At 64.0% G+C, this 23,228-nt stretch carries 24 protein-coding genes; 5 read left to right on the top strand and 19 right to left on the bottom strand.

Translation table 11 applies throughout. The annotated features are described in order from the left end of the window. The first annotated feature begins 107 nt into the window (after window positions 1-107). On the top strand, window positions 108-527 hold the full coding sequence (locus ACVMB1_RS07970; RefSeq protein WP_057017141.1) for a hypothetical protein: 420 nt from the start codon (window positions 108-110) through the stop codon (window positions 525-527). A 36-nt stretch (window positions 528-563) separates the two neighbouring features. On the opposite strand, the gene ACVMB1_RS07965 is transcribed toward ACVMB1_RS07970, so the two are convergent. Next, window positions 564-881 (bottom strand): hypothetical protein, encoded by a 318-nt coding sequence (locus ACVMB1_RS07965; protein WP_456848407.1) that lies wholly within the window; start codon window positions 879-881, stop codon window positions 564-566. 440 nt (window positions 882-1,321) lie between these two features. Then, the gene (locus ACVMB1_RS07960; protein WP_141342514.1) at window positions 1,322-1,966 is read right to left on the bottom strand and encodes an ATP-dependent Clp protease proteolytic subunit; all 645 of its coding nucleotides are present in this window, start codon (window positions 1,964-1,966) and stop codon (window positions 1,322-1,324) included. A gap of 617 nt (window positions 1,967-2,583) precedes the next feature. On the opposite strand from ACVMB1_RS07960, the gene ACVMB1_RS07955 reads away from it, so the two are divergent. Beyond that, window positions 2,584-2,706: a hypothetical protein gene (locus tag ACVMB1_RS07955; RefSeq protein ID WP_256520575.1), complete on the top strand. Its 123-nt coding sequence runs from the start codon at window positions 2,584-2,586 to the stop codon at window positions 2,704-2,706. 30 nt (window positions 2,707-2,736) lie between these two features. On the opposite strand, the gene ACVMB1_RS07950 is transcribed toward ACVMB1_RS07955, so the two are convergent. The 10 genes from ACVMB1_RS07950 to ACVMB1_RS07905 form a co-directional block, all read right to left on the bottom strand. Then, window positions 2,737-3,729: a formate dehydrogenase subunit gamma gene (locus tag ACVMB1_RS07950; RefSeq protein ID WP_057017138.1), complete on the bottom strand. Its 993-nt coding sequence runs from the start codon at window positions 3,727-3,729 to the stop codon at window positions 2,737-2,739. 41 nt (window positions 3,730-3,770) lie between these two features. Further along, window positions 3,771-4,367: a formate dehydrogenase FDH3 subunit beta gene (gene fdh3B, locus ACVMB1_RS07945; protein WP_011088224.1), complete on the bottom strand. Its 597-nt coding sequence runs from the start codon at window positions 4,365-4,367 to the stop codon at window positions 3,771-3,773. Between the two features lie 13 nt (window positions 4,368-4,380). Further along, window positions 4,381-7,323 (bottom strand): formate dehydrogenase subunit alpha, encoded by a 2,943-nt coding sequence (locus ACVMB1_RS07940; RefSeq protein WP_200844576.1) that lies wholly within the window; start codon window positions 7,321-7,323, stop codon window positions 4,381-4,383. A 2-nt stretch (window positions 7,324-7,325) separates the two neighbouring features. Further along, window positions 7,326-7,544: a twin-arginine translocation signal domain-containing protein gene (locus ACVMB1_RS07935; RefSeq protein ID WP_028345027.1), complete on the bottom strand. Its 219-nt coding sequence runs from the start codon at window positions 7,542-7,544 to the stop codon at window positions 7,326-7,328. Window positions 7,545-7,573: 29 nt separating this feature from the next. Next, complete coding sequence (locus tag ACVMB1_RS07930) at window positions 7,574-8,353, bottom strand: Cro/CI family transcriptional regulator (RefSeq protein ID WP_141342512.1); 780 nt, start codon at window positions 8,351-8,353, stop codon at window positions 7,574-7,576. Window positions 8,354-8,482: 129 nt separating this feature from the next. Further along, window positions 8,483-9,100: a DUF3306 domain-containing protein gene (locus tag ACVMB1_RS07925; RefSeq protein WP_141342511.1), complete on the bottom strand. Its 618-nt coding sequence runs from the start codon at window positions 9,098-9,100 to the stop codon at window positions 8,483-8,485. After that, window positions 9,097-9,612, bottom strand: a complete 516-nt coding sequence (locus ACVMB1_RS07920; protein WP_141342510.1) for a DUF3305 domain-containing protein — start codon at window positions 9,610-9,612, stop codon at window positions 9,097-9,099. The genes ACVMB1_RS07925 and ACVMB1_RS07920 overlap by 4 nt, the downstream gene beginning before the upstream one ends. Continuing rightward, entirely contained in the window at window positions 9,609-10,616 is a 1,008-nt protein-coding gene (locus tag ACVMB1_RS07915) for a DUF6352 family protein (RefSeq protein WP_141342509.1), read from the bottom strand. Before ACVMB1_RS07915 ends, ACVMB1_RS07920 begins: the two co-directional genes overlap by 4 nt. Further along, window positions 10,613-11,152, bottom strand: coding sequence for a DUF6505 family protein (locus ACVMB1_RS07910; RefSeq protein ID WP_456848403.1), 540 nt, complete (start codon window positions 11,150-11,152; stop codon window positions 10,613-10,615). Before ACVMB1_RS07910 ends, ACVMB1_RS07915 begins: the two co-directional genes overlap by 4 nt. Continuing rightward, window positions 11,149-11,904: a biotin/lipoate--protein ligase family protein gene (locus ACVMB1_RS07905; protein WP_246786816.1), complete on the bottom strand. Its 756-nt coding sequence runs from the start codon at window positions 11,902-11,904 to the stop codon at window positions 11,149-11,151. Before ACVMB1_RS07905 ends, ACVMB1_RS07910 begins: the two co-directional genes overlap by 4 nt. Before the next feature lie 152 nt (window positions 11,905-12,056). Here ACVMB1_RS07905 and ACVMB1_RS07900 point away from each other — a divergent pair, with 152 nt between their 5' ends. Together ACVMB1_RS07900 and ACVMB1_RS07895 are read left to right on the top strand one after the other, a co-directional pair. After that, the gene (locus tag ACVMB1_RS07900) at window positions 12,057-14,027 is read left to right on the top strand and encodes a 4Fe-4S binding protein (RefSeq protein WP_456848401.1); all 1,971 of its coding nucleotides are present in this window, start codon (window positions 12,057-12,059) and stop codon (window positions 14,025-14,027) included. 16 nt (window positions 14,028-14,043) lie between these two features. Continuing rightward, window positions 14,044-14,325 (top strand): hypothetical protein, encoded by a 282-nt coding sequence (locus ACVMB1_RS07895; protein ID WP_057017130.1) that lies wholly within the window; start codon window positions 14,044-14,046, stop codon window positions 14,323-14,325. Window positions 14,326-14,389: 64 nt separating this feature from the next. Here the strand turns inward: ACVMB1_RS07895 and ACVMB1_RS07890 are convergent, their stop codons facing one another. Then, entirely contained in the window at window positions 14,390-15,682 is a 1,293-nt protein-coding gene (locus tag ACVMB1_RS07890) for a c-type cytochrome (RefSeq protein ID WP_456849884.1), read from the bottom strand. A gap of 117 nt (window positions 15,683-15,799) precedes the next feature. Here ACVMB1_RS07890 and ACVMB1_RS07885 point away from each other — a divergent pair, with 117 nt between their 5' ends. Beyond that, a complete protein-coding gene (locus ACVMB1_RS07885; RefSeq protein ID WP_244558738.1) occupies window positions 15,800-16,201 on the top strand; it encodes a hypothetical protein in 402 nt (133 codons plus the stop codon). 128 nt (window positions 16,202-16,329) lie between these two features. On the opposite strand, the gene ACVMB1_RS07880 is transcribed toward ACVMB1_RS07885, so the two are convergent. From ACVMB1_RS07880 to ACVMB1_RS07855, 6 genes are all read right to left on the bottom strand, one after another. Further along, window positions 16,330-16,524: a hypothetical protein gene (locus ACVMB1_RS07880; RefSeq protein WP_057017127.1), complete on the bottom strand. Its 195-nt coding sequence runs from the start codon at window positions 16,522-16,524 to the stop codon at window positions 16,330-16,332. Between the two features lie 136 nt (window positions 16,525-16,660). Beyond that, entirely contained in the window at window positions 16,661-17,965 is a 1,305-nt protein-coding gene (locus ACVMB1_RS07875; protein ID WP_456848398.1) for an acyl-CoA dehydrogenase family protein, read from the bottom strand. An 11-nt stretch (window positions 17,966-17,976) separates the two neighbouring features. Then, window positions 17,977-19,653: an AMP-binding protein gene (locus ACVMB1_RS07870; protein WP_456848396.1), complete on the bottom strand. Its 1,677-nt coding sequence runs from the start codon at window positions 19,651-19,653 to the stop codon at window positions 17,977-17,979. 111 nt (window positions 19,654-19,764) lie between these two features. Next, on the bottom strand, window positions 19,765-20,439 hold the full coding sequence (locus ACVMB1_RS07865) for a GntR family transcriptional regulator (RefSeq protein WP_229189506.1): 675 nt from the start codon (window positions 20,437-20,439) through the stop codon (window positions 19,765-19,767). A gap of 130 nt (window positions 20,440-20,569) precedes the next feature. Continuing rightward, entirely contained in the window at window positions 20,570-22,111 is a 1,542-nt protein-coding gene (locus ACVMB1_RS07860; protein ID WP_310880355.1) for a sugar ABC transporter ATP-binding protein, read from the bottom strand. Then, window positions 22,108-23,226: an SMP-30/gluconolactonase/LRE family protein gene (locus ACVMB1_RS07855; RefSeq protein WP_057017124.1), complete on the bottom strand. Its 1,119-nt coding sequence runs from the start codon at window positions 23,224-23,226 to the stop codon at window positions 22,108-22,110. The genes ACVMB1_RS07860 and ACVMB1_RS07855 overlap by 4 nt, the downstream gene beginning before the upstream one ends. Window positions 23,227-23,228 lie beyond the last annotated feature (2 nt).

The raw sequence follows: 23,228 nt of genomic DNA, 5'->3' as shown, positions 1-23,228 counted from the left end.
GCCGGCCGCGGCTGACAGGCTCGGCGTCCTCATGGATCGGAAAGCCGCTCTCGATTTGGCTGCCTTTCGGTCGCGACTGCCTGTGTCACCCCGATGTGGAGGACGTCATGAAGAACACCAAGACCCTGCCGGCCTTGATCCTGCTTGCGAGCATGGTCGGCATTGGCGCGAGCCAGGCGGCCCCGTTGCCGACCAACGTCGCGGCCATGAAGGGCATGGTCGAGAGCAACACCGCCCTTCAGGTCCGCTGGGGCGGCTGGGGCGGCTGGCGCGGCGGCGGCTGGGGCTATCGCGGTTGGCGCGGCACCGGCGGCTGGGGAGGCTATCGTGGATGGGGCTATCGAGGCTGGGGCGCTGCAGCCGCCGGTGCGATCGTTGGCGGAGCCATCGCGAGCTCGGCCTACTATGGCGGGTATCCCTACTATGGCGGTGGATACGGCTATGGCGGCGGCTATGGCTACGACTATTGCCCGCCGGGCGGAGGCTACGGCTATTACGCTCGGCCACGCTACTATGACGGATGGTAGTGCCGGCTTTACGTGACAGGCCGGCCTTCGGTGATGTCACCGAAGGCCGAGCAGCGAACGCCGATAGCCGCTCTCGCGCGCTTCATTCCTGCACACGAAGGCGCCATCGAAGCCCCTGGCATAGCGGCTTTGCCCTTTGAGGTAGTAGCGTCCGCGCCGAAAATCGAGCCAGACCACGCTATCGCCGGGGCAATGCCGCTGAGCCTGGGCTTCATAGCGGAAAGGCGTCAGCGGCAGCGCGGCCGTCTGTTGCGCGCAGCAAAACAGGAAGGTCGCGGCGCAGGTCCCGACGCCCAACCTGGCCGCCAGACGGTCTCGACGTCCGCTCGATTTTTCAGCTAATTCGAAGTGCATTCATTGCCGCCGGGAATGATCCGTGTCGTGCTGAAGACGATATCTCATCTTGTCAGAGCTTCACGGGCGGAGCACCTCAGAACGACAATTCCAGCATCACGCGCGGCAAACAAGAGGCGCGCTCAGGACGATAGCAATCCAAAGGCGATCGCCGCGGTCGACAGCATCCCGGCCGTCACGACCACGACCTTGAAGGCAATATCGCCGTCGGCCTCTTCAAGCCAGCGACGCAGCCAATTGCGAGCGCCAGCCGGCTGGCTTGCGCCACGCACTCGCCGAAATCTGTCGCTGGTATACCCCATGGCTGCGATTGTAGATCGCGGTGGAATGGAGAGACCAGTGCAGCTTGTGCCAAGCAGTCAGGGTCACGTGCGACGGCTTGACTGACCCAATTGGGCTATACGAGCCGGTTCGGCGCCAAAGCCCGCTCAACCAGCGCCCTAGCTTCCCTTCGAGCCGGCGGCGTTCCGCATCGGACGTTGCTCCTCCGACGCGCTCTTCGAGGGCGCCGCGCCGCACATGGAGCCACTCCTTGATTCCGCGGTCGCCGTGCGATCAAACGGATTCCGCTCCATGACCTTCAGCGAAGCGAGTTCCTCCTTGTTCAAATAGGAGATCTTTCCCGGCGGAGTCATGACCATCCTGCCGATGGCCGACGGAGGAATACGGAGCTTGGCCGACAACCTCGCAAGCTTGATCGTGTCACGAATCGTTCGACTGTCCTCGTTGCCGTGTAAATTGGAAACCGAATGGACGCCGATCTTGGCATTTGGCGCCACATAACGCTTCCTGCTCGCCAGGAAAATGAAAGCGCATGCCGAGTCGCATTCTCCGGAAACGTAACTGGCGATTTGCCTCTGGTGCGCGAGCATGGCGATTCGGAAGCCTTCGTAGAGGGACCCACCTCGGGAATCGAGATCGAGGCCAACGACCCGGCGCTCAGTCGCCAGATATCCGCGAAAACGGACAAAGTCCCCATCCCTGATATCTCCACTGAGCTTCAAGACATCTCCAAAGCACCCCTGGACACGGGAGAACTCCATCGCGAGACAGTTCGTCGAGGTGAGCACGACCGCGATGCTCAAAACGCATCCTGCAATCCGCATCGACCCATGCGTGGCGCTCCGGCTGTTTGCGTCGCCATCGATAAATGTCGCGCGGAGGACCCTCAAAGCGTGCTTCCAGGCTGCCACGGCGCTCCCCATTGGACCCGGTACCTCACACGATAAACAGAGCATCGACGCGCTTCGTGGGTTGATCTGAATCAAACCCAATTCAGCAAGCGCGCAGGCGGGAGCGCCATTTTGACGTCTAGAAGCGCACGCTCTGTGCCGAGAGCAAACATCATCTACCGTGACCTTGAGATCAGCCAGTCCAATCCAGCATCGGGGCCACCGACAATCTCCACCTTAAGTCATTCATTTCATTTCTTTCTTTTTGCCCCCGATCCTTGAGGGGCCTGGACCGCCTGAGGAATCCCATTAAGGCTCGACATGCGCGATCAATCCACGCTCCACGCGAACTGCTGGTCGCCAAGGCAACCTAACGCGGGAGCGCCTCTCGATGGTGCAGCGTCCAGAAAGCCGCCGCTTGCGCCCCATGGCTTGAGCCATGGCCGCCCACACGCGCCGGACAACGCTGTCCGCGACGCGTCATCTTGTGTAAACTCCCACGGCATCCCGATCGATTTGGGAGAACGACAATGAAAGTCTTCTTGCTCGCCTGCGTGGCCGCCGTCGTCGTGTCGGCATTCGGGGCCCTGGCGCTAAACCGGGTGCAAGAACCGGTCGCACAGGCCTTTGCAACGACGGGCGTACGGCTGTAGCAAGTTCGCGTTCAACGGCTGCGCGCCCCCCTACTCCGCCGCGGTGACGGAGGGCTGGGGTCGCGCATCGCGCGCATTCTCCTCTTCCAGCCAGAGGCTGTGGTGCTCCCTGGCCCAATTGACATCGACGGTGCCGCTTCCCATCGCCTCGAACGCGCCTTCCATGCCGATCGTGCCGATATAGATGTGCGCCAACATCACTGCCGTGAAGAGCATCGCTACGATGGAGTGGACGATCTGCGCGAGCTGCATCCCTTCGATGCCTGACAGGTAGAAGGGGAACATCAGCGCATATCCCGTCGCTGCCACCAGACCTCCGCCGATGACCACGATCCAGTAGATCGCCTTCTGGCCGGCGTTGAAACGATAGGCCGGCGGATGATCGTGCCCGACGATGCCGCCGCCGCGCTTGATCCAGTCGACATCCGCCTTGTTCGGGATATTGCCGGCGATCCACATCAGGAAGATCAGCACGACGCCGATGGTGAACGGGAAGCTGAGATAGTTGTGAACATATTTCGCCCATTGCGACCATTCGGAAAACGCTTCGTGGCCGATCAACGGCAGCAGCAATGGACGTCCAAAAGTGACGTTCAACCCCGAGATCGCCAGAATGATGAAGCAAGTCGCCGTCATCCAGTGCACGAAGCGCTCGAATGCGGAAAAGCGCACGATGGTCCGGCCGGAACGACCGCTCTGCAGCCGCACCATCCCGCGGCTGAGATAGAAGATGACCAGCGCCGCGAGCATGCCAAGAATGGCGATGCCGCCGATCCAGCGCAGCGTCACGTTCCGGAACTCGCGCCATTCACGGCCGGCCGGCTGTTCGAGAACGCCCGAGCGCTGGTCGGGTATGCTGACGCGTCCCTGCACCCGGTTCAGTTCCTGCAGGAGCTGTTGCTCCTTGACCGCGCTTGCGGTCGGGTTGACCTGCTGGGCTACGGACGGGGAAGCCGCGGAGACGAGCAGCAGGAGTCCAGCCACGCCGATGACGAGCCGAACACATCGTGCAAAACACGCCATAAGGTCCTCCCGATATCGACGCGACCCGCGCCAGGTCGTCGTCAGGACTCGATCGTCTCGCGATAGGCGGTCTTCCAGCCCCATGCGCCTGAGCCGTAGCCGCGCTTCAGCACGCGCTCTTTATAGATCTGGGCAATGATCTCGCCGTCGCCGGCGAGCAGCGACTTGGTCGAGCACATCTCCGCGCACAGCGGCAGCTTGCCTTCGGCAAGCCGGTTCGCGCCGTATTTCTCGTACTCTTCCTTGCTGCCATCGGCCTCGGGACCGCCGGCACAATAGGTGCATTTGTCCATTTTTCCGCGCGAGCCGAAATTGCCGACCTTCGGATATTGCGGCGCGCCGAACGGACAGGCGTAGAAGCAGTAGCCGCAGCCGATGCAGAGATCCTTGGAGTGCAGAACCACGCCGTCGGCGGTGGTATAGAAACAATTCACCGGGCACACCGCCGCACAGGGCGCGTCCGTACAGTGCATGCAGGCCATCGAGACCGAGCGTTCGCCCGGCTTGCCGTCGGCGATGGTGACGACCCGGCGGCGGTTGATGCCCCAGGGCACCTCGTGCTCGTTCTTGCAGGCCGTGACGCAGGCGTTGCACTCGATGCAACGGTCGGCGTCGCAGAGAAACTTCATACGTGCCATCGTCGTTGCTCCCTTATGCCGCCGCGATCTGGCAGAGAGTGACCTTGGGCTCCTGCATGCCCGTCGCGGGATCGTATCCGTAGGTGGTGATCGTGTTCGCGCTTTCGCCGAGCACGATCGGATCGGTGCCCTTCGGGTAGTTGCCGCGAAGATCCTTGCCCGCAAGCCAGCCGCCGAAATGGAAGGGCATCCAGGCGACGCCCTTGCCGACCCGCTCGGTGACGAGCGCCTTCATCCTTGCCCTGGAATTGTTCTCGGCGCCGGTGACCCAGACCCAGCCGCCGTCCTTGACACCGCGATCGGCGGCATCAACAGGGTTGATCTCGATGAACATGTCCTGCTGCAACTCGGCGAGCCACGGGTTCGTGCGCGTCTCCTCGCCGCCGCCCTCATATTCGACCAGACGGCCGGACGAGAGGATGAGCGGAAACTGCTTTGCAATGCCCTTCTCCACCGCGGCCTTCTGCACCGAGAATCCGATATTGGGCATCCGGAACTGCTTGGCGTCGGGCAGCGTCGGGTATTTGGCGACGAGATCGACGCGTGGCGTATAGATCGGCTCGCGGTGAACCGGGATCGGATCCGGCAAGCCGAAGGCATTCATGCGCGCCTTGCCGTTGCCGTAGGGTACGCAGCCGTGCGCCAGCGCGACGCGCTGAATGCCGCCCGACAGATCGAGCGACCACGACACCGTGTCCGGATTGGCCGGATTGATCTTGTTGATCACGGCCATTTCCGCTTCGGTGAGCTCGCTGTCCCAGCCGAGCTTCTTCAGGCTCGCCAGCGTGAATTCCGGATAGCCATCCTGGATTCCCGACCCCAACGAATACGAGCCGTCCGCGAGCAGGCTTACCTTCCGCGTCGTGCCGTCCGGCAGCTTCTCCTCACGCTCGACGCCGAACCGCGGCCGGAACGTGCCGCCGCCGTCCATCACGTGCAGATTGGTGTTGTAGAGCAGTGGCGTGCCGGGGTGCCTGACCTCGGGTGATCCCCAGCACGGCCAAGGCAGGCCGTAATAGTCGCCGCCAACCTCGGGATCATCCTTTGGCGCCCGCATCGTTAGCATGTCGAACTTCGCCTGGTTCTTCATGTGCGCCTTGAGGCGCTCGGGCGATTGTCCGCAATAGCCGGTCGACCAGCTACCGCGGTTCATCTCGCGCAGCACGTCCTCGGCCTCGGGCAGGTTGTTCTCGACCTTGATCTTCTTGAACATCTGATCGGCGAAGCCGAGCTTCTTCGCCATCAGATAGATGATTTCGAGATCGTCCTTCGACTCGAAGATCGGCTTCACGATCTGCTCGCCCCATTGCAGCGAGCGGTTGGAAGCGACGCGCGACCCCTTGCACTCGAACTGGGTGGCGACCGGGAGAATGTAGACGCCTTCGGTGCGTCCCGCCTCGACCGCGAGCGAGGCCCAGGTCGTCGGATGCGGATCGGCGATGACGAGCAGCTCGAGCGCCTTCAGGCCGTTGAGGGATTCAGGGATACGGGTGATGCTGTTGGAGGCGTGTCCCTGCACGAACACCGCCTTCACGTTGTCCTTCTGCGCAACCTGCTCCTTCGGCAACGTCACCGCCTCGAACCAGCGGGTCAGCGGAATGCCGGGGGTTTCCATGATCTGCTTGGAATCGAACCGCGCCTTCAGGAAGTCATAGTCGACCTCCCAGACCCGCGACCAGTGCTTCCAGGCGCCTTCGGCAAGGCCGTAGTAGAACGGCAGCGTGACGATATCGAGCCCGACATCGGTCGCGCCCTGCACGTTGTCGTGGCCTCGGAAGATGTTGGCGCCGGCGCCGGCCTTGCCGACATTGCCGGTCATCAGCAGCGCGATGCAGCTCGCCCGCACATTGGCGGTGCCGACGGTCTTCTGCGTCTGGCCCATGGCCCAGATCAGCGTTGCCGGCTTCTCGGTGGCGAACATCTTGGCGACGCGCTTGAGCTGCTCGCCGGGAATGCCGGTGACGCGCTCGACTTCCTCAGGAGGCCATTTCTCGACCTCCTTCTTGAGGTCGTCGAAACCGTAGACGCGCTGCCGGATGAACTCCTTGTCCTCCCAGCCGTTCTGCAGGATGTGCCACATCATGCCGTAGAGCACCGGAATGTCGGTACCCGGCCGCATCCGCACATATTCGGTCGCGTGCGCGGCGGTGCGCGTCAGCCGCGGGTCGATGACGATGAAGTTGGCCCTTTGCAGCTCCTTGCCCTCGAGCAGATGCTGCAGCGAGACGGGATGCGCCTCGGCCGGATTGCCGCCCAGGATGACCTGCGTCTTCGCATTGCGGATGTCATTGTAGCTGTTGGTCATCGCGCCGTAGCCCCAGGTGTTGGCGACGCCGGTGACGGTTGTTGAATGGCAGATGCGGGCCTGGTGATCGGTATTGTTGGTGCCCCAGAACGCACCGAGCTTGCGGAACAGGTAGGCGCCTTCGTTGGTCATCTTGGCCGAGCCGAGCCAATAGACGGAATCGGGACCCGACTTCTCACGTACCGCCTGAATCTTGTCGCCGATCTCATTGATCGCGGTGTCCCAGGAGACGCGGGTCCACTGCCCGCCCACCAGCTTCATCGGATAGCGCAACCGCCGCTCGCTGTGCACGAGCTCACGCACGGAAGCGCCCTTGGCGCAATGCGAGCCGCGATTGATCGGAGAATCCCAGCTCGGCTCCTGGCCGATCCATACCCCGTTCAAGACCTCGGCCGTCACCGTGCACCCAACCGAGCAATGCGTGCAGATGCTCTTGCGCACGGTCGCTCCCGCCGTGAGCGGACCGGCCGCCGCGGCTTCCGCCTTGCGCACGCTGCCGAGCGGCAAGGTGCCGAATGCGGCAAGCGCGCCCCCGGCAAGACCGGATTTGCGCAGGAAGCTGCGGCGGTCGAGGCCACCGGCCTGATCTGCAAGGGAGCTGGCGGCGGAGCCTTGGCGCAGGGAACGCTGGTTTGTTCGCTTGATCAGCACGGTCAACCTCCCTTGGCCGGATAACGATTGACGCGGTAGAACGCCTTGACGTGATCGGTTTCCTTGTAGCGCGCCTTGCGCTTCTCATCGTTGGTTTCGCTGTCAGCCTGCGCAGCCCCGACCAGCGGCGTTGCGAGGGTCGCGCCGGCGCCCACCGTGCCGACGCCGACCTTGCGCAAGAAATCGCGGCGCCCGACTGTGGTTGTCCTGTCTTCACTCATCGCATCTCTCCTGGACCTGCGGATGCAGGTCAGTTCGCGAACGTGAATGCTTCTGTCTCGATCTCGACAAAGGCGCGACCAAGCGCACCGACCGCACGATAGAAGACGGCGCTCTCCGCGCGCTCGATGTCGACGAACAGCCGCCCCATCCAGGGCGCGACGTGTTTGCCGAAGAAGGCACGCTGCGTGTCGAACGGCGCCGGGAAACGCCCTCCCGCGAAACCTGCCATGATCTCGCACAGGATAGCCGCGTGATCTTCCGGCTCGGAATTGTTCGCTATGCGCTCGATCCCGGACGCAGCGAGGTCGGCGCGCAGCCTCGACAGCGGCCGCTCGTTGAGAAAGCCGGTCAGATAGTAGGAGGCGTAGGGCAAGAGTTCGCCGCGGCCGAGACCTGTGAACAGATCGAAATATTCGCGTTCGACCGTCGCCGCGACTGCATTGGCGGCGGATTCGGCCAGCGCGGCATGCGCGCGCCCAAGCGGCGTGGCATCGGCGGTCAACGCAGCCAGTTGATCGAGCAGTTTCTTCGATGGTGCGGCGGACAACAGTGTCGCGAGCAGCAGATATTCCTGCGCACGCGCGACATCGACAGAATCGATCGGCTCTTCGGAGAAAAACGGCTCGCTGTACAGATCAGGCCGCAAATTATCGCGCGAGATGCCTGTGGCGGCTTCGACGGCGATCACCCGTTGCGCGGGCACCTTGTTCCAGTTCGAAACAGAGGGCTGGCTGATGCCGATTTTGCGCGCAAGCTCTGCAACGCCGCCGGCAGCGTCAATGGCTCGCTCAAGGCCAGCATCGCGCACGTGGACCTCCATCCAAGTCCCGGGTGCTGATTTTGCTTTTCTTACAAAGCGCTAGCGAAGCCTAGTCCCAGCCCAACGAGGGGTCAATCAGCTCGCATAGTCTGAGGCTATGGCCTTTCGTCGCGGTCCCTAGCGAGGCAGCGCGCTGCCGTGCGTGCGGCGCTCAACCGGCACCTGTTCGCCGTCGGAGCTTTCGGTGAGCGTTCGTTGCGTTGCAGCAGGATCAGGTGCGGTTCCCGTGGTCGCGGCTTCTTCGGCGCCGATGCCCGGCAACTCGACCTCGCGCAATTGCTGCGAAGAATCCGCGACTTCAACCGAACGCTCGGGCGGTGCCTGGGCCGGCTTGCCGAGGCCGCCGACGATTCTGTCGATGAGCGCGGTGAGCTCAGCCTCGGAGCAATCCAGCGGGCCAAAGCCCGGCATCGCGGTCGGGTCGTTGAAGTCCCAGGCATTCTCGGCAAGCCCGACAAAGTCGCGAATGACGGGATCGGCGCTCCAGGCGCGACGAAGCGCCGCACGCCTCAGCTCCTGCGGGATTCCCTTGCGCAGGAACGCGGTGATGTCGGTCGCCGAGGTAATTGTGTCAATCGAAGGCAGGCTCGCAAGGTCGAACTCCGCGTCGTCGTCTTTGACGGCTGGCGGCGGCGACTGCATGTCGTCGCGCATTGCCGGATCCGGTGGCGTGGCGTTCGCCTTTGCCTCCTGCTTGCGGCGGGACCAGCGCGTCAGGAACTTGTCCTCACTCATTCGTGTCCGCCTTCATGCTGCCGGCGCGCGAGCGCCTCGGGATCGGCCTGCCGTCGCTTGCGCTTGAAGAACTCACGTTCGACGTGGAGCTCGGCCACGAAGCTTTCAATCTGCTCACGCAGCATCTCCGGCATGGGGACGGCCTCGACCAGATTCGCACCGGCCTCCGTGAACGCCTCGCCCTCCGAAGGATCGGCGGTCGCGGCAGCCACCGAGTAGGGCCAGGCGCCTTCCGCCGGCGACAAGACGGCCCAGATGGCCGGACTGCCCGAGGCGAGATTGTCGCGATAGCGCGCCGTCTCGGAACCATAGAGATCGACCGTGGCGCTGCCGGCATAAAACAGCGTCGTCCCGTTCTCGTCGCGAAGCACCGTCCAGGGTTTGGTGTCCGGCTCGTCGGGCAGAACGGCAACCGCGCGCCAGACGAAATCGGTCCACGGCGAGTCCGCCTGATGCCGTTCCACCACGACGCCGACGGGAACACGCACAAGCGGCAGCGCGGCCGGACTCATGTCGCCATCTCCAGATGTTTGACCGGCAGCCCCGTCAGCAAGTTCTGCGGCTTCATCCGGAGCTTCTGGTCGGCGTTCATCGACAGAATGAGATAGACCGGCTCGGCCCGCATCTCGTCTGCGGCCACGCTGGCGTCCGCAAACGTCAGGCGGAACAATGAGAGCACGCGTCCGGCGCTGCGGTCGTCGAGCTGCTCGCCATGCCAGAGACGGTCGCCGAGCCTGGTCGCATCGGCGTCGAGCCCGACATACCAGGTGAGACGTGCATCACGCAGTTCGCGCAGCGGCTCAATGCTGACGTCGATCCCGAGCAGATGGGAGATCCAGCGCACCATCGCCTGCGCCAGCGCCGCCGGCCCGCGGCCGCCTGCGGTGAGGTCGAATGCCATGTCGAATTGATCGCTCCGGCGCCAGTAATCGCCGGCATTGTCCTCGCGCAAGACGTCGAGCTCGGCATCGGTCAACGCCCCCAGCATCGACATCAGCGAGAGCACCGGGGTCGGACTCTGTCCCCCGACGATCTCTTCATCGCCGAGCAGCAGGGCCTGCTCCTGCGGCAGGATGCGCTGCGGGCGGAAGAACAGTTCGGCTGCGCGCAGCACGAACGGATCATCGCAGCCATCGAGCGCATTGCGCAGGATCACGTGCACGAGCTGATTGACAAACAGCGGCGGCAAATCGTTGGTCCCGGACCGGACGGTTGCAAGATAGGCCTGCTCCAGCGTCGGATGCCGCACGAGGAGGTCGCGGAAGGCAAGCACGAGCCGCCAGTTCTCCCGAGCATCCGCATCGACGATCGCGTCAATCTCTTCGGCGCCGACCGGCCTGCGGGGAGCCGCGAACAGCGCGCGGTGCAGCCGCCGCTCGACCGGGCATGCTTCGTCCGGCGGAACCAGCTCCGGACGAGCAAAATAGGCCTTCAGGAACTCGTCGGTGACGCAAAGCCCCCCGCTCCCGTCGCGATCGAGCAGATGGTGGCCGCACGCGATCCAGAAACCATTCATCGGTGCCGCGACTCCCCGCTCATATCGGCAAGCTTGAGATCAGCGTCAGGCTCGACATCGTCTTCGACTTCCATGAACGAGAACGCCTTGCTGTGTCCCTGACCCTGGCGCAGTTGCAGCCTGCGGAACGACTCCCGGACTTCGCCGTCGCTCACCGAACGGTGAACGGCAATGAGCGAGCTGACCGGATGGTTGCAGAGCGACTGCGCGAAGGCGACCTCCTCTTCCGCCGCCACCCGCGCGGTCGCCAGATCCGGCGCACCGAAGCGATCGATCAATTGCCTCGCGAGGCGGTCGATCAGCGCGCTGCAATCGTTCTCGGTGGCAGGCACGATCTGCACCAGCGTCGACCAGCCCCAGGACTGCACCCCAAGGAAGCCACTGCGGAACGCGACGCGGGCCTTGCCGGTCAGCTTCGTCGGATCCTGATCGCAGAAGCGGAAGGCGCCGGAGACGGCCCATTCGCCCGGCTCGGCCGCCACATCGAATACGAAGGTGTCGGAGGGATCGAGCGCAATGCTGCGGAGCAGTTTCACAGTCGCGGCCCTCCGAGCTTCGGATCGAACCAGGACGGCGTTCCGACCGCCTTGACGAGTACGCTGCGTTCAATCCTGTCGGCACCGACGCGGCGCGTGAGGAGATCGCCGCCGTCATCGATCCGCAGCACGGTTCGCCGCTCGCGGGGGATCCGGCTGAGATAGTCGCGCGCGAGGCTGCCAAAGCCGTCGGTCTGCCAGCTTTCGATCGCCCGCATCAGGTGCCGCGCAAAGCTCTCGGTCACCTGCACGGCTCCCGCTTCGCCAAACCCCTCCTCATCCAGCGCGGACGCGAGCGGATGGACGCCCGGTCCCTGATCGGCCATTGCGACCGTCCGGATCATGGCGCCGAACACCAGCCAGGCAGGCGGCTCGTCCTCGCGCGCTGACGTCGGCCATCCCATCCGTCCGCCGCCGACCAGCCCACCGTCGATCGCGACGGTGTCGGGCCAGCCGATCGCGACCGTCTTGTGCGGCGGCGCATAGGCGCGCAGGGCGTCGGTGAGCGCGACCATGCCGGCATAGAAGGCGCGCCGTGCGGTGGCCAAGGGCTCGCCCGGCTCGAGCACCACGGCGAATTCGGCAAGATCGAACCGCCCGACATACACCAGCGTGCCGGCACCGCTTTTGGGTGCAATGCGGCAAGCGTGAGCAAAGGCGTCTCCGCTCTCACGCAACCGGACGAGCGTGAATGGCGGCGGCAGATGGATCGCTTCCGTCACGGAGACGCGGCTGGTCGGGGTCGACCGCAAGGGCCGTCCTCCACTTTCCTTTTCCTTCCGATAGTGAATATCTATACGAGGTGAAGGAATGGCGCGAGTCCGCAAGACGGCGCCGCACCCGCGGAGGGATCGACCTGGAGCAGCCAGCGAAGACCGTCCTGATCTGCTCGTGTGAAGACACGATGCGCCTTGACGTGGCCGCGATCCAGCGTGGATGTCCCAACTGCGAGATCAGGAGCCATCGTCATCTCTGCGGCGCCGAGCTCGAAGATTTCCGCAGCGCCGCGAAAGCCGACGGCCCGTTGACCGTCGCCTGCACGCAGCAGGCCGGCCAGTTCACCAATGAGATGGGCGAACGCGCCGGCCCGATCAGCTTCGTCAACATCCGCGAGACGGCGGGCTGGTCGCGCGACGGCGCGAAGGCGGGCCCGAAGATGGCGGCACTGCTTGCGGCGGCGGCGGTTCCCGCGCCGGACTATCCGCTGGTCACATTGTCGAGCGATGGCATCATCCTGATCTATGGGCGCGACGAGACCGCGATCGAGGCCGGCCGGCTGCTGGCGGACCATCTCGACGTCACGGTCGTGCTCAGGAAGCCGGCGGACGTCGTGCCGCCTGCCGCAGCCGTGTTCCCGATCGTGAAGGGCACGATCCGCAATGCGCGGGGGCACTTTGGCGGCTTCGAGCTCACGATCGACGATTACGCGCAGCCACGCCCGTCCTCACGCGCCCGCTTCGAGTTCGAGGCCCCGCGCAACGGCGCGATCTCGCGCTGCGATCTCGTGCTCGACCTCTCCGGCGAGCCGCCTCTGTTTCCCGCACACGATCTGCGAGACGGCTATCTCCGCGCGGATCCGAGAGATCCCGCGGCCATGCTGCGTGCGGTGCTCGCCGCCCGCGATCTCGTCGGAAGCTTCGACAAGCCGAGATATGTCGACTTCACACCCAGCCTCTGCGCGCATTCCCGCTCGAAGCTGATCGGATGCCATCGCTGCCTCGATTTGTGCCCGACCGGCGCGATCACGCCGGACGGCGACCATGTCGCAGTCAACGCGGAGGTGTGCGCAGGCTGCGGGCAATGTGCGGCCGCCTGCCCCACCGGAGCGGCATCCTACGCGCTGCCACCCGCCGATACCCAGTTGCAGATCCTCCGCGCCATGTTGCGCGCCTATCGCGAGGCCGGCGGCACACATCCGGTCCTGCTGCTGCATGACAGCCAGCACGGCACGCCGCTGATCGATGCGCTCGCCCGCCATGGCGACGGATTGCCGGCCAATGTGCTTCCCCTCGCCGTCAACGAGCTGACGCAGGTCGGCCTGGAAGCCATCATCGGCGCCTTCGGCTATGGCGCGGCTGCCGTGCGGCTCCTGCTGCGCGCCAAGCCACGACACGACGTGACCGGATCGTTGCTGACGATCCGGATGGCCGAGACCATTCTCGCCGGACTCGGATTTGACGGCCGCCGCGTGAGCACGATCGAAACCGACGATCCCGACACTCTGGCCGAGCAACTGACGGGGATTGGCCCCCTCGCCGGCCTCGAAAATCCCGCGACTTTCCTAACGGTCGGCAAACGCGGCGATCTGCTTCGCTTCGGCTTGAGCGAACTGCATCGCCTCGCCCCCAAGCCGGTTGACGTGATCGCCTTGCCTGAGGGTGCACCTATCGGTGCGATCACCGTCGACGTCGCCGGTTGCACGCTGTGCCTGTCCTGTGTTTCGGCCTGCCCAACCGGTGCGCTCCGCGCCGATCCCGACCGCCCTGTCCTCAAATTCGTGGAGGACGCCTGCGTGCAGTGCGGTTTGTGTCAGAGCACCTGTCCTGAAAAAGTCATCAGGCTCGCCCCGCAGATCGATTTCCGGGCAAGACGCGCGCCGGCGCGGGTGATCAAGGAAGAAGAACCTGCCCTGTGTATTCGCTGTGGCACGCCGTTCGGCGTCAAGAGCACGATCGATCGGATCGCGACCAAACTCGAGGGACGGCATTGGATGTACCCTGCCGGGGACCGTCGGACCGAGGCCTTGCGGATGTGCGCCGATTGCCGGGTCATTGTCATGAGCGAACAGCAGTTCGATCCGATCCAGGACGTGCCGGAACGCGCGCCGCCACGAACGACGGATGACTACCTGCGTCAACGCGAGAACAAGGACTAGCCGCATGCCTCGATTCATGAAGGTTCTGTCGACGTGCCTTGTCACCACGGTCCTTGGCGGCACAGCCGTCGAGGCCGCCGCCCTCACCAAAGCGGAAAAGGTTGCACTCAAGCAGGCGGTCGTCGCCTGCAAGGCCGAGGCGAAGGGCAAGAAGATCAAGTGGCTGTCCCGCCGCAAATACGTCAACCAGTGCGTCGTGGCGGCGCTCAAGGAACATCCCAGCATTAGTATCGCCCGCATGCTCAAGGAGAACCCGGAGCTGACGAAAATTCCGGTGGAGCAATGGCCGGGATATTAAAGTCTCATATCGCGGCTTGACGCCTTCGCTTGAGTATGCGCAAGGCGGCTAGCGCCAACTCGGGCTATTTCGACGTCGCACGCGCCAGGAAGTCCGAGAGCGCGCGGCGATCTTCGGCCGAGCCGATCTGCTGCTCCGGCATCTTCGTGCCGGGCGTATAGGCGTTCGGCCCGATCTCGAACAATTTTGAGACGGTCTCCGGCGTCCAGACGATGTCCATCGTCTTGAGTGCGTCGGAGAAGCGATAGCCCGGCAGCGAGGCGATCCTCCGACCGAACAGTCCGGCAAGGGTGGGACCGGCGCGCTGCACCTCCGTCTCCGACAATGTGTGGCAGGCGACGCAGGCCCTGAAGATTTCGGCGCCGTGATCGCCGCCATAAGCGGCGAGCGGGTCCCTCGGCGTGCCCACCACGTTCGATCCGGCCGCCGCGCCAGTCAGTGCATTCCAGCGCCTGATCTTGCCGTCGGCGCCGCCGGTCAGGAGCGTCACGCCATCGGGCAGGAATGCCACCGACCAAACCGGCCCGCCCAGCCCGGCGAGCGTGCGCAGCACGCTGCGCGCCTTGCGATCGACGATCGCCACCGTGCCGTCAATTGCCGCCGCGGCGATCAAGGCGCCGTCATGCGAGACCGCCAAGGCGACGATCGGCGTGGCGCCGGCGATGACCTCGCCGCTTGCCTTGCCGTCGGCCGTCATCATGCGCAGCTTGCCGTCCGCTGCGCCGGTGACGATTTCGCCGTCAGGCGAGATGGCCACGGCATTCAGCGGCAACGGCACCGTGACGACCTCGGCGCTGCCGTCCGGCAGGCGCCAGATCCGCACCGTCAGATCGTAGCCCACGCTCACCAGCGACTGTCCGTCGGGGGCAAAGGCCACGCCATTCACGTTTTGCGAGTGACCTTGCAGCACGCGCGAGCCCCCGTCGGACAACGACGAGAGCCGCACGGTATGGTCCCACGAGGCGGATGCGAGCTTGGATGCATCGGGCGTAACGGCGAGCCCGACGATGGGTCCCGTATGGTCCGCGAAAACCCGGTCCGGCTGCGGCCGGCCCGACGTCCAGATGGCAATCCGGCCATCCGCACCCGCCGTTGCCATTCTTCCATCGCCGAGGAAGGCGACCGCGTTCACCGCACCCGAATGGAAGCGAAGGACCTGATCCGCGGACTCGGTTGCCAGCGACCATCGGATCGCCGCAGTGTCGAAGCTGCCCGACAGAATCGTCCTGCCATCGCCTGAAACGGCGATCGCGCGGACAGGTCCGCCGTGTCCGGCCAATTGCGCTTGCGCGGGTTGCAGCGCAAGAAGCAGCGATGCTGTTACAAGGAACGTGGCGAGACGCAAAATCAAATCCATGGCCGTCGGAGACACTCGCAGCGCAGCCCCCAAGCCATTCTGCCCGTTTTTGCTGCCCGGCCAAAGTGCTCCCCTGGCGTCCATCGGCCCCGCCGGCGATCATTCTGGAAATCTGGCGTGTCCATGGGCGACGGGCTTGGCCCTTGGCAACAACGTGCCCATTTCACCAGTAATCAACAAGGGAGCTCGTATTCGGTTTGGGGTGCGACAAGCGGCGCCTTGAAGAGCGGCCCACGCGGTCGCAGTCTTGGTAAAGGCGCCTCACAATCGAGGTCGAACATGCAAATACATCCGAAAGCATATCTGCAGTTCATCTCGCGCATTTGGCATTCTCGCGTGTTGCCGCCGCGGGATCGCAATCCCACCAGCCGGGACGCGTCGCCACTGCTCATCTACATCGCTGCGGTGTTGGCGCTGCTACTGGCAATTCTGATAGTCGATCGCCACGGTGCGCCGTTTCAACTCCCAGAACATGTCGGCGATCCCGCTGAGATCAACCCGATCTTCATGAATTTTTGAAACACAGCGCGCGACGGGGGCTGCGCAAGCGAACAACCCGTCCGACGCGTTGCGCTGTTCAACGCCAGACGATTTCCAGCCCGCTCATCTCGAACCGAATGCGTTCGGATGCGACGGCACCATTCTCTCTATTGCTGAGTTCCCCTCGGAAACACCAGCGATCGATCGTCAAAATCTTCAACCGGCAGCTTGTCTTGTTCTTGCACAGCGGGCATCCCTGCCACCGATGTGTGGCTCACGGACGATGGATGCGATCTCGGGACATTCGTCGCAGCCAGAAAAAGCGCGAGGGCGGTCAGGCCGGCGATCATCAGGAGCTTCATGCGAACCTCCGTTGGTTCTGGGAGAGTCCTGACTAGTGCAGGATTCGACGTCCCCCTGTGAGATCGCTCACAACTCTCCTTTTGTTGATCAGCGCTGGAGCCGATGCGCTCCGGCTCCAGCCCCTTCCCAACCCGCCTATGGCAAATCTTTCGGGCGCGGCCACAAGCCGCCTTCGGACCAGGATTCGGATTCATCGGGCGACAACGGATCCGCGCCGCCGCCGGTCCGTGCGGGATCGACGTTGAGCCATCGGCGCAATTCGAGCTTGCCGATCTGGTTGCGGTGGACCTCGTCGGGGCCGTCGGCCAGTCGCAACAAGCGAGTCGTCGCGAGCGCTGCCGAAAGGAAATGGTCGTTGTTGGTGCCGCCTCCCCCGAACGCCTGGATCGCCCAGTCAACAATGGTCTGCGCCATGTTCGGCGCGACGACCTTGATCATCGCGATTTCCTGCCGCGCTGCCTTGTTGCCGACCGTGTCCATCATGTAGGCCGCTCTGAGCGTCAGCAGCCGCGCCTGGTCGATCTTCATGCGCGCTTCGGCCACGCGCTCGAGCGTCACGGTTTGCTCGGCGAGAGGCTTGCCGGAGGCGACGCGTTTCAGCGCGCGTCGGCACATGCGCTCGAGCACGCGCTCGGAGAGGCCGATCAGCCGCATGCAATGATGAATGCGTCCGGGCCCGAGCCGACCCTGCGCGATCTCGAACCCACGCCCCTCGCCGAGCAGCATGTTGGCGGCCGGCACGCGTACATTGGTGAATATCACCTCGGATGCACGATCCGGGACGCCGTAGAAGCCGAGCACGGGCAGCGAACGGACGACATGCACGCCGGGCGTCTCCTTCGGCACGAGGATCATCGACTGACGCTTGTGACGATCCGGATTCTGCGGATCGGTCTGCCCCATGAAGATGATGATCTTGCATCGCGGATCGGTGGCGCCGGTGGTGTACCATTTGCGACCGTTGATCACGTAATCGTCGCCATCACGGACGATCGAGCTGGCCACATTGGTCGCGTCGGACGAGGCAACGTCGGGCTCCGTCATCGCAAAGGAAGAACGGATCTCGCCGGCCAGCAAGGGCTTCAGCCAGCGTTCCTTCTGCGCCTCCGTTCCGTAGCGCAGGATGGTCTCCATGTTGCCCGTGTCAGGGGCGCTGCAATTGAAGACCTCGGGAGCAAGATGCGAACGTCCCATGATCTCGCACAGCGGGGCATATTCGAGATTGGTCAGCCCGTCCTCGTGAGCGGGTAGAAACAGGTTCCACAGGCCGGCCTGTTGTGCGAGCGGCTTCAGTTCCTCGACAACCGGGTGCACAGCCCAGGGCCCGAGCCGCTCGGCCTCCTGATAATATCGGCGCTCATTCGGATAGATGTGCTCTATCATGAAGCGCTGGAGACGCGCGGCCAGTTGCTGGCTGCGCTCGCTTTGGGTGATATCCATGTAGATTCTCCTTACCGGCCGCGTAGGCCGTCCCTGAGCGTGTTTCGGGTGATTTTTCCGGATTCCGTCTTCGGCAGATCGTCCAGCACGCGAATGTCGACCGGGCACTTGTAGGCCGCCAGTCGCTCGCGGCAGAAGCGCGAGAGCGCGGCAACATCGATCACGGTGCCGGGTTGAGCGGAGACGAAGGCGACCACCGTCTCGCCGCGATAGGGATCGGCGGCGCCGACGACGGCTGCTTCGCGCACGCCCGGAAAGCCATAGATCACGTCTTCGACTTCGCGCGGCCAGACCTTGAAGCCGGAGGCGGAGATCATGTCCTTCTTGCGGTCCACGAGGTAGAACCAGCCGCTCTCGTCAAAGAAGCCGACGTCGCCGCTATGCAGCCAGCCGTTGGTCAGCACCTCGTCGGTTTCCGCCGGCTTCCTCCAGTAGCCGGCCATCACACCTGAGCCACGCACAACCACCTCGCCATGCGCGCCGGGTCCGAGCGGGCGGCGCTCGTCGTCGACGACGATCGCATCGACGCCCGAAGTCGGCCTGCCGATCGACAGCGCGCCTGAGTCGGGATCGACCGGAATCCGACCTTCGTTGGGCGCAAGATGGCTTGCAGAGGTCAGTTCGGTCATTCCATAGGAACTGCGGATCGCCCGTCCAAACCGTTTCGCAAAGGCATCGATGACCGAGGGCGCGATCGGCGCGCCGCCGGAATAGATATGTACGAAGCTCTCGAAATGCCGGCTCGTTGCGTCAGCCTGGTTCATCAGCGCGATGTACGCGGTGATGGCACCGACGATGAATGTCGGCCGCCATTCAAGGAAGGCATCGAGCGCGACCTGGGGCTGGAAGCGATAGGTCAGCACCATCGCTGCACGCGCGGCAAACGCCGCGACCATCTGGATTTCAAAGCCGGTGATGTGGAACAGCGGCGCGACCCCAAAGATGCACGACGTGCCGTTCAATTCGAAATGATCGCAACAGATCAACGCGGTCGCCACCAGATTGCGATGCGTGAGCATGGCGCCCTTTGGAACGCCCGTGGTTCCGGAGGTATACAAGAGAAGGGCGGTGTCGTCGGACGTCAGAACCGGTGCCGGTGGTGCGGCTGCATTTTCGGCGAAAACCGTCGCCAGCGCCCGGGCCTGCGGAGCTGCGCCCGGCACCGGCAGCACCCGGACATCGTTTCGCAGCTGGAATTCCCGAGCGCCGGTCCAGAACACCAGCTCGGAATCGACCGAACCGGCGGCCAGGAAAACGTTCTCCCATTGATCGTCGTGGCAGATCACCGCCTTCGGCTCGCAATCCCCGAACAGCTTGCGAAGCTCTGGCGTGCGGTACATCGGGTTGAGGCTGACGACGATGGCCCCGACCTTCCAGGCCGCTACGCTGACGATGACGAACTGCGGCACATTCTGAAGAATGACGGCGACCCGATCGCCGCGCCCGACTCCTTTTTGCGCGAAGCGGGCGGCGAGCCGGTCGCTGAGCCGATCGATATCGGCATAGGTCTGCGTCGCATCGAAATAGAACACGGCCGGCGCCTCGCGCGGCGCGGCTCGAAACAGATCAAGCGCCGTCCGCCTTCCGGGATCGGGCGGAGCGACCGATTCCCCGAGCCGCGCGCGCAGCCGGCCCGCGGCTTCCTCGTAAGCGCGTGCACGCGACACGGAATCCAGGTCGACAGTCATCGCCGCTTGCCACCACTGTCGCAACGATGGCAGCCCCGTCCGGGCCGGCGGCCGCTATAGCCCGCCGCCACCTGGCGCAGCAGGAACCGTGGCAAAAGGCGTTCGCCGCCACTACTCATTGGCACTTTTTCCTCGATAGACCGAGCCGAGACGCGCATGCGGAAGCGCGGCACGGCTTGCAAGGGGCGGCTGAGCCGCCCCACTCTCTTTTGCTTGAATGACAACGCGCGTGCGCCGGATGTGGAGACGCACCAACACCTGTGCAGCTTCGACATCGCGCGCCCGGATCGCGTCCATGATCAGGACATGCTGGGGATCGGAGAACGGAAACCCGTCCTTGGCATAGGTCTCGCTCACAAACTGTCGCCGGAAATGCTGCGTGCTGTTCCAGAAGCGTTCGACCATCGCGAGCAGTTGCGGCATCCGCGCCCGCGAATAGGTCCGTAGATGAAACTCCCGATCAAGCTGGATGTACTCCTCGAGCGTGGTGACCTGCTCAAGTTCGCGCACAATGCGGTCAAGCGTCTCGATATCCTCGTCGGTCAGATTTGGAACGCTTTCGCCGATGGCAAGCGGCTCGACCGCTTCACGGATCTTGTAGATCTCGATCGATTCTTCCGAATTGACGTCCGCAATCCAGGCGCCACGGTTCGGCGCCATCACGACGAGCCCCTCGTTCTCGAGCTGCTTCAGCGCCTCGCGCACGGGAATGCGGCTGGCTCCGAAATGGGCCGCAAGAAGCTCCTGCCGAATCCGCGTGCCTGGCCGCATCTCGCCGCTCAGCACCGCGCTGCGAATCTCGCTTGCGATCCTCTCGCTCATCAGGCGACGGGACTCCGGATCGTCCTCATTGCCGTCCCGCGTCATGTCCTTCCAATGGGGAGGCCGCTGATAAGGACTCATGAAAGGCCCTCCTTCAATGAATGGCCGCGTACATGATCTTGTCCTCGGTCGCATCAGCCCGTGCCATTTCCTCGACGATACGTCCGCCGCGAGCGACCAGGATCCGATCCGAGATAGCCAGAATCTCCGGCAGATAGGAAGAAATAACGACAACCGCCTTGTTCTCGCGCGCCAGCCTGCGAATCGCCTCGTGAATTTGTGGAATGGCGCTCACATCGACACCACGCGTCGGTTCGTCGAAGATGACCACCGTAGGCTCCTGGGCCAGAGACTTTCCCACCACGACTTTCTGTTGGTTGCCGCCGGAATATTCGACAATCTTCAGCGTCCGCTTCAATGCAGAGATCGAGAGCGCCGAGATCCATTGATCGGCGATCCGCTTCATCTCGCGCGTGGAGTAAAGGAACCGCTTGACGCGCGGCGACGACAGATAGCCAAGATAGATATTCTGATCCACCGTCATCGTCTCGAAGAAGCCGTCGACCTTGCGGTCCTCGGTGATATAGGCGATTCCGTCGCGCACCGCCTGCCGCGGCACCCGGTAGCGGACCGGCTTGTCCCGCAGATAGATCATCCCGCCGCGCAGGAAGTTGCGCTTGCGGGCGCCGCTGACGATCTGCGCGATCTCGGAGCGCCCTGCCCCGACCAGCCCGAAGATGCCGACGACTTCTCCATTGAACACCGAGAACGACATGTTCTTGACGATGCTGCCCATCGTCACGTTCTCGACCGAAAGCACCTTCTCACCGCGGGAGGCATGCGGCTTCGGCGCATCCGGATCAGCCCCGTGGGTCGCGTACTGCGCTGCGGTTTCCTCACGGCCAACCATCATCCGCACCAGGGCGTCACGCGTGACGTCCTTCGCCGGTACAGTGGCGACCAGCTTGCCATCGCGCAGCACGGTGATGCGATCCGCGATGTTCAATGCCTCTTCCAGAGCATGCGAGATGAAGATGATCCCGGCGCCCTTCTCTTTCAGGGTGTTGAGAAGATGGAACAGGTGCTGCGTCTCTTCGGGGGTCAGCGATGCGGTCGGCTCATCGAAGATGAAGACCTGGGCGTTGTGGCGAACCGCACGCACGATCTCGACCATCTGCCGCTTGGCCGTTCCGAGATTCTCCACCAGCACCAGCGGGTCGACGTTGAAGTTCATCGATTGCAGCGACTGGGTCGCGGCGATGTTGATCTTGCTGTAGACCGTGACCCATTTCTCCATGCCGAGTTCAAGGTTCTGCGCCACCGTCATGGAGGGGACCAGGCTGGATTCCTGGTAGACCATCGCGACCCCACCCTCGAGCGCTTCCTTTGGCGAGGCGAACGAAACCTTGCGTCCCTGGATCAGGTAGTCGCCGGAGGTCAGCACGATCGCACCGGCAATCGCCTTGCAGAGCGTCGATTTCCCGGCGCCGTTTTCTCCTAGCAGCGCGTGGATTTCGCCCGGCCGCAGATCGAAATTGACACCATCGATGGCGTGCAGACCGCCATAGACCTTGCTGCCATTGACGATCTGAAGCAGCGGGGTCCCTGCCTGTTGTTCCGCCGGCATGGCGTTCATCCTTCCTGCATGCCGCGACCAGGCGGCAGTTCGACGAGGCAATCGCGTCCCTTGGACACCGCCAGCACGCGCGAGCCGATCGGGCGGACGGCGGTGATTCCATGAACCCGACCATCGACGCGGCTGTGCAGCGTCTCGGTCGCCGCGCCCTTGTCGTCGAGCCGGGCGACGAGACCATAGGAACGCGGCGGCGCCCACGGCTTCTGGATACCGAGTTTCTTGATGCGGCCGATCTGGGTCGGTTCGCGCGGATTGAGGCGGCCATCCAGCGCCGGCCCGATCCAAAGCTCAGGTGGCACCGTCCGCATCATCTCTTCGCAGAATGCCCGCTCGCGCAGGACGAATTCGGTCAATTGCGTGCGCAGCGCGAGGAAGGCCATCCAGACCTCACCGTTCGCGCCTCGGGCAAGACGCGCCGGGTAGCCGGTATGATTCTTGACGATCACGCGCCTGTCGTCACCCGTGCGTGAAAAAGCGGTCAGGCGGTGGGTCCAGGATTCGGCGACCCAGACCTCCTTGCCGTCGCCGGATACGACCAAGCCGAGCGGCCATGCGAGCTTGTCCGCACGCACGCTCGCACTGCCGAGCGAGGAATTGCAGGCGATGAGCCGGCCCGAGGGGGCGCGGTTCTGCATCAGGTCGGTCAGCCAATGCTCTGGCCGATTGTTTCGCGAGCCGTCGGTCAGGTAGATCGCCCCGTCCGGCGCGACCGTCACCGACAGCGGACAGGCAATCTTTTCACCGCCGACGCTTTCGAGCTTGCCGATGATCTCGCCAGCCGGCGAAAGCGCCACCAGCCCCACGCCGGAGACGCAGGCGAGCAGCCGGCCGTCCGGCGTGCAGGCAAGCCCGCCGACCGGGCCGTCGAGCGTCGCGAACTCCGTGCGCGTGTTGAAGTCGTCTCCCGTGCAACGCAGGACGTGGTTGCCGGTCGAGACGTAGAGCGCACCGTCCTGCCCGAGCGCAATGTCGTCCGGCCGCTCGATCTCGTCGCCGAGCTGGCGCGCCTGATCGAGCCGCTGGTTCGGGGAGAAGGCGCCGTCGAGCACCGGAATGCCGTGAATTTCCCGGTTCGGGGACAGCACGCGATCGATGATATCGCCAAGCAGAGACATGG

This window comes from Bradyrhizobium sp. USDA 4504 (assembly GCF_054063995.1).
This window is presented reverse-complemented; position numbering and strand designations above follow the sequence as displayed.

Coding starts and splice junctions, on each gene's coding strand:
- ACVMB1_RS07970 (WP_057017141.1), top strand. CDS start 108: ATGAAGAACACCAAGACCCTGCCGGCCTTGATCCTGCTTGCGAGCATG.
- ACVMB1_RS07965 (WP_456848407.1), bottom strand. CDS start 881: ATGCACTTCGAATTAGCTGAAAAATCGAGCGGACGTCGAGACCGTCTG.
- ACVMB1_RS07955 (WP_256520575.1), top strand. CDS start 2,584: ATGAAAGTCTTCTTGCTCGCCTGCGTGGCCGCCGTCGTCGTGTCGGCA.
- ACVMB1_RS07950 (WP_057017138.1), bottom strand. CDS start 3,729: ATGGCGTGTTTTGCACGATGTGTTCGGCTCGTCATCGGCGTGGCTGGA.
- fdh3B (WP_011088224.1), bottom strand. CDS start 4,367: ATGGCACGTATGAAGTTTCTCTGCGACGCCGACCGTTGCATCGAGTGC.
- ACVMB1_RS07935 (WP_028345027.1), bottom strand. CDS start 7,544: ATGAGTGAAGACAGGACAACCACAGTCGGGCGCCGCGATTTCTTGCGC.
- ACVMB1_RS07925 (WP_141342511.1), bottom strand. CDS start 9,100: ATGAGTGAGGACAAGTTCCTGACGCGCTGGTCCCGCCGCAAGCAGGAG.
- ACVMB1_RS07920 (WP_141342510.1), bottom strand. CDS start 9,612: ATGAGTCCGGCCGCGCTGCCGCTTGTGCGTGTTCCCGTCGGCGTCGTG.
- ACVMB1_RS07915 (WP_141342509.1), bottom strand. CDS start 10,616: ATGAATGGTTTCTGGATCGCGTGCGGCCACCATCTGCTCGATCGCGAC.
- ACVMB1_RS07900 (WP_456848401.1), top strand. CDS start 12,057: ATGCGCCTTGACGTGGCCGCGATCCAGCGTGGATGTCCCAACTGCGAG.
- ACVMB1_RS07895 (WP_057017130.1), top strand. CDS start 14,044: ATGAAGGTTCTGTCGACGTGCCTTGTCACCACGGTCCTTGGCGGCACA.
- ACVMB1_RS07890 (WP_456849884.1), bottom strand. CDS start 15,682: ATGGATTTGATTTTGCGTCTCGCCACGTTCCTTGTAACAGCATCGCTG.
- ACVMB1_RS07880 (WP_057017127.1), bottom strand. CDS start 16,524: ATGAAGCTCCTGATGATCGCCGGCCTGACCGCCCTCGCGCTTTTTCTG.
- ACVMB1_RS07875 (WP_456848398.1), bottom strand. CDS start 17,965: ATGGATATCACCCAAAGCGAGCGCAGCCAGCAACTGGCCGCGCGTCTC.
- ACVMB1_RS07870 (WP_456848396.1), bottom strand. CDS start 19,653: ATGACTGTCGACCTGGATTCCGTGTCGCGTGCACGCGCTTACGAGGAA.
- ACVMB1_RS07860 (WP_310880355.1), bottom strand. CDS start 22,111: ATGAACGCCATGCCGGCGGAACAACAGGCAGGGACCCCGCTGCTTCAG.
- ACVMB1_RS07855 (WP_057017124.1), bottom strand. CDS start 23,226: ATGTCTCTGCTTGGCGATATCATCGATCGCGTGCTGTCCCCGAACCGG.